Source organism: Terribacillus sp. 7520-G, from assembly GCF_002271665.1.
In the GTDB taxonomy this organism is placed as follows: domain Bacteria; phylum Bacillota; class Bacilli; order Bacillales; family Amphibacillaceae; genus Terribacillus.
In genome coordinates, this window is record NZ_NQFP01000047.1 from 1 (window position 1) to 16,283 (window position 16,283).

The window sequence follows — 16,283 nt, forward strand, 5'->3', positions numbered from 1 at the left end:
GACACCCCGTCCTTGGACGGGGTGTCGTTTTTATAAGATGAACAGTGTGATGATCGCTAAGAATAGGCAATAGATGGAGAAATAAATCAACTTGCCCTTCTTCATGATATCAATGAACCATTTCAGCGCGAAATAGGTGCATACAAGTGAGGCAGCAAATGCCGCGCCATAAGCGATCAAGTTCTCAGAAGTGAAATTTTGGCTGAATAAGTCGGGAATCTCCAGGATGCTGGCTCCTAAACTTACGGGAATATAAAGCAAAAAGGAGAACATCAGAGCGGTATCCCGATTCAATCCTGTCAGCATGGCAGTCACGACGGTTGCTCCGGAGCGGCTGATACCGGGGATGAGCGCAATGGATTGCCCGATTCCTATCAATAGAGCTTCTTTCCACCCCATTTTGTGCATATTCTTCGTTCCTTTCATATTCCTGATGAAGAACAAAGATATGGCAGTCAGCAGAAGTGCAACGCCCACGGTGAAGGTGCTTTTTAGATTTTCCCCGATAAAGTCATTAAGAAGGAATCCCAGAACAGCAGCTGGTATCGTTCCGATAATGAGATAGAGGACGAGTTTGAAGTCATCCTTCTGTGAATCTTCCCGTTTCCAAAGGTATTCATAGGAGGAAACAGCCAACCTGGTGATTTCTGATTTATATACAAGTATCACAGCTATAAGAGAAGCAGTGTTGACCACCACTTCGAAGCTTAAGTCTTCGACACCCAAACCAAGCAGACGCTGCGCGATGATTAAATGTCCGCTTGAACTGATGGGAATCGGTTCAGATATTCCTTGTATGATGCCTAACACGATATATTTCCCTAGCATGATCCAAAAATCCATTTTTAAAATTCCTCTCCATTATTTATCCGGCTTTGTTTTCTACTTGCCTACGATATAGAAATGTTGAAGTTTTGTCAATGTAATGGCCAGTGCATACCGATTATGTTGACAAAATGTCAACATAATCGGTATGATTACGGAAGCCGGTGATCTTCTGGCCAATGTTTTTAAATTGGAGATGCTTTATGTGTTATCTAAGATCAAAGAGGTAGATAAAACATTACTGTTTTTCATCATATGTATCTGTTTATTCGGCTTGATCATGGTATATAGTGCCAGTTATCCGTTGAGTTCTGTTAAATATGACGTATCAACCTATTTTTCCCATCGGCAGTGGATATCTTTTTTGATTGGCCTGTTTGCTATGTCTGTCGGTTTTTTCTTACCTTACAAGCTATACCGCCAATGGAATCCGCTTCTGGTCATAGGATCCATACTGGTTTTGATCCTCGTCCTCACACCTTGGTTTGGAGAATCGAGGAATAATTCCCAGCGTTGGCTGGAGTTAGGTCCTGTCACCCTGCAGCCAGCTGAATTCGTTAAGTTTACGATGGTCGTTTATTTTGCATCTGTGTACGGAAAAAAACAAAAATTGCTTACTAGTTTTAAAGAGGAAGTTCTCCCCCCGCTCTTGCTGCTAGGTACGGTATTCGTGCTCATACTCATGCAGCCGGACTTGGGGACTGCTACTTCCATCGCGATTCCCTGTTTCTTTATCCTGCTTTGTGCCGGCATCAAACTGCGTCATCTGCTCGCAATAGCTATGGTCGGTATTGGCGCTGTCGTTTATTTAGCGGTATCTGCACCTTACCGGTTGGCACGTGTCTTATCCTTCCGGGACCCATTCAGTGATGCTGATGGAAAAGGCTATCAGCTGATCAATGGATATGAAGCCATTGCCTCAGGAGGAGTGTTTGGGAAAGGGATAGGGGGAGGCGTGCAAAAGCTGGGTTTTCTTCCTGAAGCCCATACAGACTTTATCATGGCGGTGATTCTGGAAGAGCTGGGGACATTAGGATTGGCAGCGGTGTTCTTCCTATATTTCAGTCTTTTAATAAAAGGGGTATACATAGCTTTGCGGGCCGAGGATTCTTTTGGGACCCTGCTTACTATCGGATTTTTATTTCAGATAATGGTGCAGGTAGTTTTCAACTTGGGTGCGGTTTCCGGTCTTTTGCCCATAACAGGGATCCCATTACCCTTTATAAGCTATGGTGGTTCCTCTTTGATAGTGAATCTGTTTACGATGGGCATTATTTTACAGATATCAAGGCATTCAAAGCAATATAGTATTTCCCTGGCGGAAAGAAGGCGTTAAATATGTTTTTAAAGAGATTGCGCTTAGGCGAAATCGATAAGGTAATCCTGACCATCGTATGTTTGCTGTGCGGAATCAGTATTTTATTCATTTACAGCACGCAATCCGGAGGTCAATTTGGCAGTCAGAACTTTGCGCTGAGGCAATCCATCAACTATTTGATAGGCTTTGCCTTATTATTATTGTTCAGGCTATTGGATTTGAATCAGCTTCGATTACTGGCTTGGCCATTCTATATTGTTTCGGTGCTGTCTCTACTTTTCCTGACTATCGCTCCAGAGTCGATAGCCCCTGATATATTAGGTGCCAAAAGGTGGTTCAGCATTCCGCTTGTGGGCTCTGTCCAGCCATCGGAATTTTTCCGGATCGCATTGATTTTGTTGACAGCTAAATTGATATATGATCATAAGAAAAAATATCCCAACCACGAAATGCAGGAAGATTTACTGCTTTTGGGCAAGATATTACTAATTGCCATTCCGCCTAGTTTACTGGTTTACCAGCAGCCTGATACTGGTATGGTGATGCTTTATATATTTGCCATAGCAGCGATGCTCGGGATGATAAAACTGAATAAGGTTGTAGTGGGCATAGGCATCTTGGTACCAATGCTGCTCGTCGGTATGATCGTTTGTTTATTTCTCTTTAAACCAGAGATAATTTACGAGGATGTCATACCGAAGCTGAAGCCCCATCAGCAGGAACGGATCATTGGCTGGCTGGATCCGAGTGATAACCGCAACCAAGCTTTTCAAAGCTCAAGATCTGTCTTGGCAGTCGGAACAGGTGGTTTGACGGGGAAAGGGATAGAAGGAGGAAACGTGTATGTACCGGAGAAGCATACTGATTTCATCTTTGCATCCATTGCGGAGGAAGGAGGGTTTCTTACCGGATCGGCAGTCATTCTGCTCTTCTTCCTTTTGATAGGGAGGATCATGGAGATAGGGTCGAAGACGAAGGATACCTTCGGAACCTTTATATGTGCAGGTTTGGCATTAAGCCTGACAATCCAGATCGTACAGAATATCGGGATGGTGGAAGGAATGCTGCCGGTAAAAGGCATATCCCTCCCTTTCTTGACATATGGAGGCAGCTCTCTATTCTCTAATATGATTCTATTGGGGATGGTCATGTCCGTGCGGAATACATATGCCCACCAGTTCTTCAGCAAGTAAAATATTTCAAATTAAAAAGCCTGCAAACGCATTGCAGGCTTTTTTCCGATTTATTGAGCCAAGTATCCGCCATCCACTACAAGCGTTTCGCCAGTTACGAAGTCGTTTTCAGTCAAGAATACGATAGCGTGTGCAATTTCGCTCGCTTTACCAAGACGGCCGATTGGGTGTTTTGCAACAAGTCCATCGTAGAAGTCGCCAAGAGCTTCTCTGTTCACCATGCCGGATTCGACAAAGCCTGGATTGATAGCATTTACACGGATTCCTTTATCGCCATATTCGACTGCAAGGGATTTAGTCAATGTATTGACTGCACCTTTGCTGGCATTGTAAGAGAATGCGCCAGGCTGTGCGACGAATCCAAGTACAGAAGAGGTATTGATGATTACACCGCCGCCTGATTTCAGCATTTCCTGAATGGCGAATTTGGAAGCCAGGAAGATACCATCCTGGTTGACTGCAATCACTTTGCGGTATTCCTCGTAGGATAGCTCATGAGTCGCACCCATGCCTCCGATACCAGCATTATTTACAAGAATATCGACTTGGCCGTAGTGTGCCACTGTTTGATCGAACAAGCTTTTGATCGAATCTTCGTCGGCAGCATTGAATGGAATGAATAAAACATCGCCGCCAGCGGCTTTCAATCTTTCTGTTTCCCTTTGGCCTGCTTCAGCATTATAGTCTGCAAGGACTACTTTGCCGCCTTTATTCACATATGCTTCAGCAGTGGCAAGACCAATACCGGATGCTGCCCCAGTTACGATTGCTACTTTTCCCTCGATTGTTGCCATTATTCTCTACCCCCATTTTATTAGGTAATTTAACCTACTACTTTATGATGAACTTCTTGCTTTAACAAGTCAAGGAATTGACACAATCTTAAAAATAGAAGTAAAAAAGGGATTGGTTGATAGGCGGCACTCCCCCTTGATCCACACACTTATACACAACGGTCTCGTATGATGGTCATTATCCACGATTTGCTGGGGATATCTTATAAAATCTTGTTTATTGTCATATCTGATCGATGCTCCTCCGGGATAAAGAAAACCGTCAAGCTGGAAAGCAAGACGGTCTTGGATCAGTCAGTGAATACTGTCAAACAAGCTGCTGAGACGCACATATTTAATGGCTTTTATCCCTTAGTGTCACCACTTCACTTAGAGCTGCTATGATTGTTCTTTGGATTCAGCTTTAACTGCTGCTGCGCGTTTTTTCGCTTTTCGGTATAGCAGTGTCCCTGCCAAGCCATAAACAAGGCCGAGCACCAATGATGCAACGCCGATATAGAATTTATCGCCAGCCCAAATCATGATACCTATTCCTGCGAGGATACAAAGCAGCCCGAGAAAGAGGAGGTAAAGGGCGTTCTTCATTAACATAAATAAACAGCCTCCCAATAAGCGGTTAAACTTGTACTATTATAACAGAAAGCCGCTCCGATTTTATGTGTTATCTGTTAAACTGCGGACTTTCCGATATAATGGCGGTAATGCAGACAGCGAGGCGCGACAGCGTTGGAGCCAAGATCCATTCTTGTCATGCGGGAGGGATCCAAGGGGCCGGTGAGCAGGATTTACATAAAGAAGTGAAGGAGCGGTTGGATGATGAAAGAGCTGTCTGAGGCAATTCGTTTAAGAGAAGCAGGGAATCTGACGGAAGCTAATGAAAGATTGGTCAAGTTGGCTGCAGCTTATCCAAATGACGCGGAAGTGAACTACCAGTGTGCATGGAGCTTTGATGTACTTGGGCAGGAAGCTGCTGCTGTGCCTTATTATGAACGAGGGATTGCCCTGGGATTACCAAAGAAGCACGAGGAAGGAGCTTATTTAGGGTTAGGAAGTACATATCGGACATTGGGAAACTATAAAAAAGCTGAGCAAATTTTGGGCAGGGCAATGAAGCTGTTCCCGGAAAATAATGTTTTTCCTGTTTTCTACGCTATGGTGCAATATAATCAAAAAGAGCATGGTAAAGCGATGCGTATTCTTCTTCGGCTGCTGGCAGAAACAACCTCGGATCGAGATATCATGGAGTATCGAAAGGCAATTGCTTTTTATGCGGATAAGCTGGATGATGTCTGGAGTTGAATCAGGACAGGATGACTCTTCTTCAGTCAGCCACTTATGTTTCCGGTTTTCTTCTTCCTGCCGATTGGTGAATGGATCAGGTCAAAATCCTAATAGAAGCATTCCATGAAGAAGGGAATAACTAAATCACTGGTGCTTAAAACGACCAATACCCCCTGAGCACCGCTCCCTCGGTCCTCAGCCTGCTTGTGGAACTGCACTCCTGCACGGTCTGTTCCGGTTGGACAAGGAAGGTTCCGTGTTCTGCCTTAGCTAATATAGATTAACGTCAAAAACCCGAACGTACGCGTATCTTTATTTCAAGATTCGCGTCATGGTTCGGGTTTTCATTTAGCTGAAACACTTTTGTCCCAGATATTATTGTGCTGTATAACCGCCATCGACAATCAAGCTGTTACCAGTCATGTAAGAAGAATCATCAGAAGCTAGGAACAGAACAGCTTTCGCCATTTCTTCCGCTTTACCGAGACGTTTCATCGGTGTCATCGTGGAAAGTGCAGCTTTATCATCTTCCGGGATGATCGGTGTGTCGATGAAGCCAGGGCATAGTGCATTTACACGGATATTTTTGTCTGCATACTCGAGTGCAAGAGAACGTGTAAGGTTCACGACGCCGCCTTTGGCAGCATTATATGCCGCAGAACCAGGTGATCCGACCCAGCCATACATGGAAGCTGTGTTGACGATATTGCCGCTTCCATTCAAAAGCATGACACGAAGCGCTTCACGGGCAACCAAGAACACGCCGTCCAAGTCCACGTTTACAGTGTTGCGCCATTCTGTATAATCCAACTCGTGTGAAGGATGTACACGGCCGATGCCGGCGTTGTTGAATACGATATCCACTTTGCTGTAAGCATCAACTGCTTGCTTGAAAAGATCTAATACTTCTTGTTCATTTGTAATATTCGTTTTGATGAAGATTGCTTCTGCACCTTGTGCTTTCAGCTCTTCCTCCATCGCTTTTCCCTTTTCCTCGTTCAAGTCGACTAACACGAGCTTAGCGCCTTCTGCTGCGAAAAGACGAGCTGTAGCAGCGCCGATACCTGATGCTCCCCCTGTGATCAGCGCGACTTTATTTTCTAATTTCCCCATTTTTGTTTCCCCCAGTATAATGGAATTAAATCGGTTACAATTCAATTGTAATACTTTGGACACATATCTCAATCATTAGCTTCAAAGCAAATGTCTACTTATTGGACAGATAATCCAATAGTGTCTGACAAAGGGGGGGATTTTTTTAATGGAACATGAACAAGATTCGACATCCAGACGGCGCAATCGGACAAAAGAGCATTTTCGCGAGGCATTGATCAGGCTGATCAAGAAGAAAGGATATCACGCGGTCACTGTAAAAGATATTGTCGAAGAGGCAGCTTATAATCGCAGTACTTTTTATTTCCATTATCAAGATAAAATCGAATTGGCAGAAGATCTGCTCGACAGAATGTTTACGGGACTGGAGAACGCCGCCGGCATGAATTACAAACCAGGAAGGATAACCTCTACCAAAGAGATAGATGTTCCATCCTTTTCGCTCATCGCTTATATCTATGAGAATAAAAACTTTTTTGAGCTAATTGAATATGAGGATACGCTGCCCGGCATGCATACTCGTTTTCCCAATGCGATTCTCCATATTTATAAAGAACAATTTGAATTCAAAACGATAAATGATATGCATGTTAACATGGATTACTTCAAGGTCTATACAGCCTTCGGGTTTTATGGACTCGTGCGCGAATTGATAGCAAAGGATTTTAATATTCCAGAAGAACAGTTCACCAAGGAAGTCATCGAGTTATCACAAACGCATATTCATTCCTTTAAATATATAGGACGTTAAAAAAACTCAACCTCGTTAAAACGAGGTTGAGTTTTTTTGTTATCACACAGGTTTATTTTCTTCTTCTTGTTCAGCTTTCCACCATAATGCGTCTTCTGGGTTCTCGACAGCTTCTTTGTAATCGGACTTCGTAGCAACTGTTGGATAAGATCCTTTTAGGGATTTTCCTGAAGTGCTCTTGAATAAGAACAAAATCACCAGGAATCCGATCACACTCACGATCGTCAGGTACCAGCCAGGTGCCAGGTTATTCCCGGTTTGATGGACGAGCCATGTCGAGACCAGTGGAGTGGTCCCGCCAAATATGGAGACCGAGACATTGAAGGTTACAGACAATGTCCGGTACCTGATATCGGTATAGAACATCGTTGGCAGTGATCCAGGCATTGTGCCCTCATAAGTGGCAAGCAGCACACCCAAAATGAGAATACCTAATGAAACAAATAGCAAACCATTCATGTTCACTAAATAAAACGCAAGTGCAGATAAGAGGGATAAGCCTCCCAGACCAATCAAGAACACCGTTTTGTTTCCGATCATATCGCTGAGCTTACCGAACATCAGAGCCAGCGGGACCATGATAATCATGACAACCGTGATCAGTACAGTTCCGACAGTGCTGGATAATCCGACAACCTCATCCAAGTAGGAAGGCATGTAGGATAACAGCATATAGTTTGTCACATTAAAGAACGCCACTGCTACGAAACAAACAAGAATATCTTTTTTGTGGTTCTTTAATATGGAAAGGAAGCTTTCTTCCTCCTGGCCGTCATCACCCGAAAGTTCATTTTCAAAAATCGGTGACTCCTCCAGGCTCCTTCTTAAATACAGTCCGACAAGACCCAGCGGCAAACCGAGTAGAAACGGTATTCTCCAGCCCCATGAAGCCATTTGTTCATCGGACAATGTAATGAAGAGCAAGCTGGCGACCAGTGAAGCTAATATATAGCCCGTAAGCGTACCGATTTCCAGTCCGCTTCCCAGGATGTTACGTTTATTATCCGGGGAGGATTCAGCAATGTAGACCATTGCACCGGCGTATTCGCCCCCAGTTGAAAACCCTTGAATGATTCTGGCAACCAGCAGAAGGATAGGCGCCCATATTCCGATTTGATCATACGTAGGCAGTAAACCGATAAGCAACGTAGAACAAGCCATTAAAATGATGGTGGTCGTCAAAACGACCTTTCTCCCTAATTTGTCACCTATCCTGCCGAATATGACGCCGCCTAACGGACGCATGAGGAAGGCGATCGCAAATGTTGCAAAGGTAAACACCAATTTTAATTCATCATTCTGAACTGCACTAAAGAAATTTTGGCTTATGATTACAGCTAAATAGGAATATAATCCAAAATCAAACCATTCCATCGCGTTTCCCACACCTGTGGCAAACACACTTTTCTTCGCCTTGTTAATGTCAACGACGTTGATCTTTTTCTTATTGAATTTCATTTTTGTCAACTCCATGGTATGCGGTTATACAAGGACAACAAATATCATCAAAAAGGTAAGGTGGATTTTGAAGTTTTCTACAGTACTGCTTTTGCCTCAGCAGCTGTCGAAGAACCAGCAAAGCCGTCATATCAAGAAGATGTATTTGATAAATTAGTCATGGTTTAAAATGATGCACTTTTGTTTTATGTGATGTTATTGTGCACCAAAAACCTTTTAACCATACTGATAAAGTTTTGTGAAAACCAAGGGGAAAGAAAACGGAGCAAATATGTGGCATGTCAAAAATTTAATACAAAAAAGCTTTTCAAATTTAATTTGAAGAGCATCTTATTTAGTGTGAAATTATATCATCCTAAATAAATCAGCAAGCAAAGGAGATATATTCCCTCCTTTCCACCACAAAGGATATATACATCTTTCCATTCAAATGAATACAAGTCATGGTTAATACCACGACAAGGATCATCCTTGTATTACCGCTCTTTTTTGACCTATAGTTAAATACCCTAATATAAAATGGTTTAAACATCAACTATTTCAACTTATAATGCTTGTGTGATAAGCTGTCATATACTGCAGCATATTTTTTCTATCAATACAGGCAGATCATCAGAGATTATATAAGAAAGAGGTGCCGGAATGAAATTCAGTGAATACAAAATCGGTCAGCGCTATGAGACAGAATCGATCAAATTATCCAAACAAGATATCATCGACTTCGCCAAAGTATATGATCCACAATATATGCACATTGATGAAGAAAAGGCGAAAGAAGGCCGATTCGGCAATCTGATTGCGTCTGGTATGCAGACGATGAGCACATCCTTCAAGCTGTGGGTCGAGGAAGGCATCTACGGAGAGGAAGTCGTGGCTGGAACCGGGATGAACAATGTCAAATTCATCAAGCCGGTATTCCCCGATGATGAACTGCGGGTCATCGCGGAAGTGATCGAAACTGTGCCGAAGCGCCGCGGCAATGGTATCGTAACCATACAGCTGAACACCTATAATCAAGATGAGGTAAAAGTATTCCAAGCAGAATTAAGTGCACTTATAAATGATTAAAAAGAGAAAGGGGACATCCAATATGATGTCCCCTTTTAGCTTCTCGTTATTTCATTCAATTTCTCGAAGCAAATATTCACGGTTCGCTGATCGGAACGAGTGCGATGCATGACACCGGCGGGAATGGTGAATGGATCGCCAGGCAGCAAGCTTACTGTACGATCTTCCAGATCTATGTACAGCTCGCCTTCCAAGATGAAGAAAGCCTCATCACAATCGTCATGCTTATGCCAATGATATTCCCCGTCAATGACAGCCGCAGCAGCTCAAGCTGTCCGATCGGTTCAGCTGCGGGGAGAAGAGCGGCATTCACTTTGAAGCAAGCTGAAAAGGAGTACATCCTGAAACTGCCCTTCCCATTTCCGTCTTTGGCGGATGATACCCTCCTGATGGAAGCCGGCATGTTTGACCAATCGCTGGGATGCAACGTTATCGGCGTTGACCTTGACCTCCAGCCGATTCAGCTGCAGACTGTCAAAGCCAATGTGCAGCAGTCCGTGCAAGGCAGCTCCTGGGAAATGGGCTTCAGTGAAACGGATTGGCGGGACATTTGCTCCTCCTTATCGCAATACTTCTGGCCTGCTCATCAAAATGTTAGGATTGCAGGGAAAGTTTATAATAATAGATGGCCAGATCATCCTGTCCAGTTTCGGTGAAGTAAGCTGCCAATTCATTGGCGTAGGTACGGACATTGTAATGGTCGCCCTTCTTCCGGAATAACTCGATGCCTTCGATCCATACTGTTTCGAAGTTGGCTCGGTCGACATACTTTTTGTGCAGCATGGCAAATTCCCATTTGAATATGTCATCCTTCTCATCGATACTGAGCTGGAATCCTTCCTGATAGGCATCCATTGCCAAATCCTGCTGTCCTGTTTTCCAATAGGAATCAGCCAGGAGGAATAAAGTCTGCAAATAGGCATTATATGTCCGGTACTTCCGTGCAGCTGTCAGATATGGAATAGCTACCAGAGGCATTTGCTGTACCGTATATAGATATCCGATATTATGTTGGATCAGCGCGGCTAGGTGGCCTTCATGCTCAAAATCGGTATGTGACAGCGCATCATTCAACGTATGCTCCGCTTGAGTGAATTCCTTTTGCTCGATGAAATTCAGCCCGCGCATCAATTCACTCCGGGCAAGCAGATAGCGGTATGCAGGATATTTTTCAAAGATTTTCACTGCATATTCTGTGTGGAAAACAGCGAGGGATGTAATATCCAAATGATGATAGGTCATTGCTTTGCGGAAGTGGAAATCTCCATGCTCCACTTCGTCATCAATGGAAGAGAGATACTCCTCTGCCTTTTCAAAAGCCGCCAGTGCGCATATATATTCTTTCTCCGCACTTAGCTGCATCCCTTCTGCAAGATGATGATAATAATATAATGCTGGAACAAATGCATGCATATACCCGCTTGCTTCCGAATGATATGCCTTGCTTTTTTCCAAATCGGATACAAGCACATGAAACCTGCAGGAGAGCAGCAAATATACAATGTAGAGTGTATCCTCCTGTTTCAGTTCCTCGATTCGTCCCGTTAACTCATGATACATATCCGATGCTTCCTGGCGCTTCCCCAGCCGGATAGACCGGTACCAATCCTCCATAGACGCCGTCAAATCCCTATCTAAAACGAACAAACTCCTGTCCATACGCGTCCCCTTTATTGTAGTCTTTCGTTATATTTTACCATTTTCGTCGAATTTTGTAGATAAAGCTGCATGTAACTGGTGAAAGAGTTTAGTTAAAGGCTGCAGGGGGAAGGCCATTCTATATCCTGCCAAAAGGGAGCATTTGATAGAGCTGGAATTTGCGGGGTAAGGACGCTTCTTTTCTAGCCTTTTCCATTATATTGACAGATTCCTGAAAGTTATCGGGATTCTGCTGTAATCGCCATCTAACTGCTTACTCTCGATCTTGATTTTTTGTTATAATTCGAGATGATCCAAGTTATATAAAAAGTAAGGTGATGATCATAAAAAAGCTTAAAAATGCACTGTTCTTCCTGCTTGGGACTATTTTCTTGGGCTTTGGCATAGCGGGGATTGTTTTGCCTGTATTGCCTGGCGGTCCATTTTTAATGGCAGCTGCTTTTTGTTATGCGAAAAGCTCCAAACGGATTGACAATTGGTTTAAAAGCACTACTTTCTATACAAAATACGTTCTCGCAATCAAAGAAAAGAAAGGCATGACCCTTAAAGAAAAAATCCGCATCAACATAATTGCGGATGCATTCATTTTGTTTTCGGTATTTTATATTGATATATGGATTGTGAAGATAATTTTGATTGTACTTGGTCTCATTAAGCATTATTACTTCATAAAGAAGATAAAAACGATAAAGCCGGAGCAAGCAAGCGACGGTATCAAAACTCGCGCATGATTATATATAAATCAGAGGAAAGACCGTTTCCTGAAGTGAAACGGTCTTTTTTATGTCATTTTATTTCCAACCGCAATCCATCGGCCATCGATATCTTCAAAAACAAACTCCTTGTTTCCATAGTCGGTCACCATCAAGGGACGCACGATGGGTATACCCATATCCACCAATTCCTGCAGCATTGCGGCCTGCTTTTCCGTGATGAAATAAGCATCATAGCCATAGCCATACTGCAAGCGGTTCGGGAAAATTCTGTGAAGTGCGGATTGCGTCAGAATCAGCTCGATATTATCCCGATAGAGACATATATGCGGCTCTGTACTATCGAGGTAAGGCGTCGCCCGGAACCCAAGCTTCCCGTAAAAATCAGCCGTCACATGCAGATTGGGGCAGGGGAATATCTGAAGTAAATGGGAAAAGGATGGTTTTGTCATGGAGACACACCATTGTCTTTAAATCCTATATGTAAGCTGTCCATATTCTTTCCTCCTTGAATCTATATACGCTCTCATCCGTGTTTTTTCCTTCCGTGGATCATCTTTCAGGATTATAAAAAAGAAAACAAAGCCGGGATAGTCAATCTATCCCGGCTTTGTTTGATGATTTGCCATAGCCTGTAATAATAGCTGCAGAAAAAAGCAGAAATGTGATGATAAAGCCGATCAATGGGTAATTCATCAAAATCCCAAGTGTCAGCATACTTAATCCAGCGAGAGCGAACATTAGCTTGCTTATTAAGTTTCTCATATTCCTAGGGTAACATTTCCAAGGGAATGGAAGTCAAGTTGAATAATGTTGCTCATTTCATATTCGTATAGATTTTTTATCTTAAATTACGATATAATCGTTATATAAGAAGGGATGATGATTTTGTCTGTCCAACAATTAAATGCAATGTATATGAATATTTACCGGCAGCTTCGTTTTACCTACCAGGATAAATTGACACACCAAGCCGTAAGGATTCTTCAGACAATCAGATTGGAAAAAGAAGTGCATGTATCCCGGATTGCGGAGACCTTGGGGGTTTCTCATAATACAGCATCGGAGCATGTGAAACGCCTTATCCAGAAGGGGTACATCAAAAAACAGCGGAGGGAAGCCGATGAACGAAAGGTCTATCTTCAGCTAACCAAGCAGGGGGAGACTAGTGTGAAGCAGCATACAGAATTGGATGAAGAGAAACTGGCTGTCGTGATGCAGTCACTTTCCAAAGAGGAGCAGGAGGTAATACTAGCTGGATTTCAACTGTTAGAGGAGCGAGCAAGAAAATGTTTTTCGTCGTGAAGATTCTCATTAGTGCTGTTATTATTGGGGTTGTTACCGAAGTTGCAAAAAGATTTCCGACCTATGGAGGAATCATTGCAGCCCTTCCTCTAGTGAGCTTGCTTAGTGTATTCTGGCTTTTCATCCAGGGGCAAACTGCACCTCAATTATCCCGCTTTGTCTGGGGAGTCGTGACAGGTCTGCCGGCAACCATCGTAATGCTTGTTTGTCTGTATGCGGCTTTACGGATAACGGGCCATTTAGGTTTTGCATTGCTGGTTGGGGTGGCTAGCTGGCTGTTGTTTTTGTTTGTACAACAGAAAATGGCTGCGCTCCTTTCTTAAGGATGGAAATAGTCGCTTCTCATCAAAAGGAGGAAAGGCTGGTGCAAGGGTACCGGTCTTTTTGTGTGAAAAAAATATTAGGAGAACCAGTTGACAGGTTCATTTTACATGATATATAATTATCTCGAATTCGAGATAAAAACTTCTTCTTGCACCGCTTATTTTTTTAACCCAATATCTCGATTTCGAATTAAATGATATTTTTTTAATGATATATCTCGAATTCGAGGTGAATGAGGGGATGAGGAAAAGATGGTGCAATTTACCGAGTTAATCAACCAGAGGAGACCGGCAAGCAGCTTTCTTCCAAATCATTTAATTTTGAAGAAGGAGCTTGATGAGATCTTTGAGTAGTAAAGCTGGGACCATCAGCATTCAATCTGCAGCATACGAATTTCGTCGTTGTATTGGATCCTGATAAGGAGCAGGAATTGAAATATGCAGCAAATAGGCAGTACATGGTCGAAAGTCCTTGTATTAGCGAAAAAACAAGCTTTCCATAGGCTAAAGGATTGACCCTTTAAGGCAAGCCTGTCAGTGAATTTGTAAGCTATAAATAAAGGAGTGAATATGAAATGACAAAACAAACGCAAGGCATTCATCATATTACCGCAATTGTTGGCCATCCGCAGGAAAATACCGATTTCTATGCCGGTGTCCTTGGACTCCGCCTCGTAAAAAAAACAGTGAACTTCGATGATCCAGGAACATATCATCTTTACTTTGGCGATGAAAAAGGAAAACCAGGTACGATCATCACCTTCTTCCCATGGCCGAATGCATACCAAGGCCGAATCGGCGACGGACAAGTCGGGGTCACTTCTTATGTTGTCCCAAAAGGAGCACTGGCTTTCTGGGAAAGCAGACTCTCAAAATTTGATATTGCTTATACGAAAACGGAACGCTTCGGCGAAACGTATTTACAGTTTGATGACGTTCATGGGCTGCATTTGGAAATCGTGGAAAGGGAAGCAGGAGAAAAAAATACCTGGACATTTGGCGGTGTGACGCCAGATGTTGCGATCAAAGGGTTCGGCGGTGCCATCCTTTATTCCAGAAGACCTGGTGAAACAGCACAGCTTTTAGAGCATATGGGTCTGGAGAAGGTCGGGGAGGAAGGCGACTATATCCGCTATCAGGCAGCTGGTGATATCGGGAATATCATTGATATCAAACAGACAACGAGCGGAAGGAGCCAAATGGGTGTCGGAACGGTCCACCACATCGCATGGCGTGCAAGCGATGATCAGGATCAGCTTGATTGGAGCGACTATGTGACCAGCCTAGGGTATGGTGTGACACCTGTCCAGGACCGCAACTATTTCAATGCCATCTACTTCCGGGAGCATGGTCAGATCCTGTTCGAGATTGCAACGGACCCGCCAGGATTCGCAATCGATGAATCAGGGGATACATTGGGTGAAAGCTTGAAGCTGCCGCCGCAATATGAACAGCATAGAGAAAAAATCGAGAATCATGTCCTTCCGTTTGAAGTGAGGGAGCTGGATTAAGCAGAGAAAGCGGCATAAGAATTACATGCAGAACTATTGACGCAATCAATGGGGGTGATTCTTATAAAATGACAAGTTAAAGCAAACTATATAAGAGGAGTGTAAATCGAAATGGGATTTTTGGATAAATTATTCGGAAAAACAAAGGAGAATGAAAAAATGGAAAACGTAAAATTGGCAGTGATATATTACAGCATGGGCGGCACAAACTATCAAATGGCTAAATGGGCTCAAGAAGCAGCAAAAGAATCAGGAGCAGAAGTAAGATTACTGCAAGTACAAGAGCTTGCGCCACAGTCCGTCATCGATGCAAACCCAGCATGGAAGGCGCAGGTCGAAGCAACAAAAGATGTACCAGTGGCAGCTTCTGATGATCTGGAGTGGGCAGATGCCATCATCTTCAGCGTACCGACGCGCTTCGGTAACATGCCATCCCAAATGAAGCAATTCCTTGATCTTCAAGGCGGTCTATGGGCAAACGGTAAAACAGTGAATAAAGTAGTCAGTGCCATGACATCCGCACAAAACCCCCACGGCGGACAGGAAGCGACACTACTGTCCCTTTACACATCCATGATGCATTGGGGCGCAATCATCGCAACACCAGGCTACACAGATCCGGTTCTATTCGCAGCTGGAGGCAACCCTTACGGCACAAGCGTTACTGTCGGACAAGACGGCAAAATGATCGAAGATGTGGAAGCAGCAGTGAAGCATCAGGCGAAACGTACAGTTTCTGTGGCAGAGTGGGTTAAAAAAGGAAATCAATGATAGGTTATAGAAAGAATTCAAAAACCTGTGTCTTTTAGGGACACAGGTTTTTTGATGGTTTCATCTAGCTGAAACGCTTTTATTCGTATCTTCTCTCAGTATGAATTGAAGAATGATCAAAAGACGCCGACCATCCCTAATGGGCAATTGAATCCATATTGATAAAAGGATGACCTGCTCACAAGTGAAAAATGAATGTT

At 43.4% G+C, this 16,283-nt stretch carries 19 protein-coding genes; 10 read left to right on the forward strand and 9 right to left on the reverse strand.

Annotation, left to right across the window (positions count from 1 at the left end):
• Positions 1 to 30 precede the first annotated feature (30 nt).
• Complete coding sequence (locus CHH53_RS15550) at positions 31 to 843, reverse strand: TSUP family transporter (protein ID WP_095217056.1); 813 nt, start codon at positions 841 to 843, stop codon at positions 31 to 33.
• 187 nt (positions 844 to 1,030) lie between these two features.
• Here CHH53_RS15550 and ftsW point away from each other — a divergent pair, with 187 nt between their 5' ends.
• Together ftsW and CHH53_RS15560 are read left to right on the forward strand one after the other, a co-directional pair.
• Positions 1,031 to 2,161, forward strand: coding sequence for a putative lipid II flippase FtsW (gene ftsW, locus CHH53_RS15555; protein WP_369819904.1), 1,131 nt, complete (start codon positions 1,031 to 1,033; stop codon positions 2,159 to 2,161).
• A gap of 2 nt (positions 2,162 to 2,163) precedes the next feature.
• On the forward strand, positions 2,164 to 3,336 hold the full coding sequence (locus CHH53_RS15560) for an FtsW/RodA/SpoVE family cell cycle protein (protein ID WP_095217057.1): 1,173 nt from the start codon (positions 2,164 to 2,166) through the stop codon (positions 3,334 to 3,336).
• A gap of 50 nt (positions 3,337 to 3,386) precedes the next feature.
• Here the strand turns inward: CHH53_RS15560 and CHH53_RS15565 are convergent, their stop codons facing one another.
• Positions 3,387 to 4,130 carry an SDR family NAD(P)-dependent oxidoreductase gene (locus CHH53_RS15565; protein WP_095217058.1) on the reverse strand — a complete coding sequence of 248 codons (744 nt, stop codon included), beginning with the start codon at positions 4,128 to 4,130 and terminating at the stop codon, positions 3,387 to 3,389.
• Between the two features lie 378 nt (positions 4,131 to 4,508).
• On the reverse strand, positions 4,509 to 4,721 hold the full coding sequence (locus CHH53_RS15570) for a TRADD-N-associated membrane domain-containing protein (RefSeq protein ID WP_095217059.1): 213 nt from the start codon (positions 4,719 to 4,721) through the stop codon (positions 4,509 to 4,511).
• A gap of 222 nt (positions 4,722 to 4,943) precedes the next feature.
• On the opposite strand from CHH53_RS15570, the gene CHH53_RS15575 reads away from it, so the two are divergent.
• The gene (locus tag CHH53_RS15575; RefSeq protein ID WP_095217060.1) at positions 4,944 to 5,429 is read left to right on the forward strand and encodes a tetratricopeptide repeat protein; all 486 of its coding nucleotides are present in this window, start codon (positions 4,944 to 4,946) and stop codon (positions 5,427 to 5,429) included.
• A 357-nt stretch (positions 5,430 to 5,786) separates the two neighbouring features.
• Here CHH53_RS15575 and CHH53_RS15580 read toward each other — a convergent pair whose 3' ends face one another.
• Complete coding sequence (locus CHH53_RS15580) at positions 5,787 to 6,524, reverse strand: SDR family NAD(P)-dependent oxidoreductase (protein ID WP_095217061.1); 738 nt, start codon at positions 6,522 to 6,524, stop codon at positions 5,787 to 5,789.
• 148 nt (positions 6,525 to 6,672) lie between these two features.
• On the opposite strand from CHH53_RS15580, the gene CHH53_RS15585 reads away from it, so the two are divergent.
• The gene (locus CHH53_RS15585; RefSeq protein WP_095217062.1) at positions 6,673 to 7,275 is read left to right on the forward strand and encodes a TetR/AcrR family transcriptional regulator; all 603 of its coding nucleotides are present in this window, start codon (positions 6,673 to 6,675) and stop codon (positions 7,273 to 7,275) included.
• A gap of 42 nt (positions 7,276 to 7,317) precedes the next feature.
• Here the strand turns inward: CHH53_RS15585 and CHH53_RS15590 are convergent, their stop codons facing one another.
• Positions 7,318 to 8,733: an MFS transporter gene (locus CHH53_RS15590; protein ID WP_095217063.1), complete on the reverse strand. Its 1,416-nt coding sequence runs from the start codon at positions 8,731 to 8,733 to the stop codon at positions 7,318 to 7,320.
• A 642-nt stretch (positions 8,734 to 9,375) separates the two neighbouring features.
• Between CHH53_RS15590 and CHH53_RS15595 the strand changes: the two genes are divergently transcribed.
• Positions 9,376 to 9,801, forward strand: coding sequence for a MaoC family dehydratase (locus CHH53_RS15595; protein WP_095217064.1), 426 nt, complete (start codon positions 9,376 to 9,378; stop codon positions 9,799 to 9,801).
• A gap of 35 nt (positions 9,802 to 9,836) precedes the next feature.
• Here the strand turns inward: CHH53_RS15595 and CHH53_RS15600 are convergent, their stop codons facing one another.
• From CHH53_RS15600 to CHH53_RS15610, 3 genes are all read right to left on the reverse strand, one after another.
• Positions 9,837 to 9,995 carry a cupin domain-containing protein gene (locus CHH53_RS15600; protein ID WP_233135153.1) on the reverse strand — a complete coding sequence of 53 codons (159 nt, stop codon included), beginning with the start codon at positions 9,993 to 9,995 and terminating at the stop codon, positions 9,837 to 9,839.
• A gap of 90 nt (positions 9,996 to 10,085) precedes the next feature.
• Complete coding sequence (locus CHH53_RS15605) at positions 10,086 to 10,304, reverse strand: GNAT family N-acetyltransferase (protein WP_158221584.1); 219 nt, start codon at positions 10,302 to 10,304, stop codon at positions 10,086 to 10,088.
• Positions 10,305 to 10,395: 91 nt separating this feature from the next.
• Positions 10,396 to 11,460 (reverse strand): tetratricopeptide repeat protein, encoded by a 1,065-nt coding sequence (locus CHH53_RS15610; RefSeq protein WP_143594507.1) that lies wholly within the window; start codon positions 11,458 to 11,460, stop codon positions 10,396 to 10,398.
• Between the two features lie 317 nt (positions 11,461 to 11,777).
• Between CHH53_RS15610 and CHH53_RS15615 the strand changes: the two genes are divergently transcribed.
• Entirely contained in the window at positions 11,778 to 12,191 is a 414-nt protein-coding gene (locus CHH53_RS15615) for a YbaN family protein (RefSeq protein ID WP_095217068.1), read from the forward strand.
• Between the two features lie 50 nt (positions 12,192 to 12,241).
• On the opposite strand, the gene CHH53_RS15620 is transcribed toward CHH53_RS15615, so the two are convergent.
• A complete protein-coding gene (locus CHH53_RS15620) occupies positions 12,242 to 12,625 on the reverse strand; it encodes a VOC family protein (protein WP_095217069.1) in 384 nt (127 codons plus the stop codon).
• A 430-nt stretch (positions 12,626 to 13,055) separates the two neighbouring features.
• Here CHH53_RS15620 and CHH53_RS15625 point away from each other — a divergent pair, with 430 nt between their 5' ends.
• The 4 genes from CHH53_RS15625 to wrbA all read left to right on the forward strand — a co-directional run bounded on the left by CHH53_RS15625 (position 13,056) and on the right by wrbA (position 16,083).
• Positions 13,056 to 13,478, forward strand: a complete 423-nt coding sequence (locus CHH53_RS15625; protein WP_095217070.1) for a MarR family winged helix-turn-helix transcriptional regulator — start codon at positions 13,056 to 13,058, stop codon at positions 13,476 to 13,478.
• Positions 13,463 to 13,801: a DUF3147 family protein gene (locus tag CHH53_RS15630; protein WP_095217071.1), complete on the forward strand. Its 339-nt coding sequence runs from the start codon at positions 13,463 to 13,465 to the stop codon at positions 13,799 to 13,801. The genes CHH53_RS15625 and CHH53_RS15630 overlap by 16 nt, the downstream gene beginning before the upstream one ends.
• A 575-nt stretch (positions 13,802 to 14,376) precedes the next feature.
• Positions 14,377 to 15,312, forward strand: coding sequence for a ring-cleaving dioxygenase (locus tag CHH53_RS15635; RefSeq protein WP_095217072.1), 936 nt, complete (start codon positions 14,377 to 14,379; stop codon positions 15,310 to 15,312).
• Positions 15,313 to 15,471: 159 nt separating this feature from the next.
• Positions 15,472 to 16,083, forward strand: coding sequence for an NAD(P)H:quinone oxidoreductase (wrbA, locus tag CHH53_RS15640; RefSeq protein ID WP_095217095.1), 612 nt, complete (start codon positions 15,472 to 15,474; stop codon positions 16,081 to 16,083).
• Positions 16,084 to 16,283: the final 200 nt, after the last annotated feature.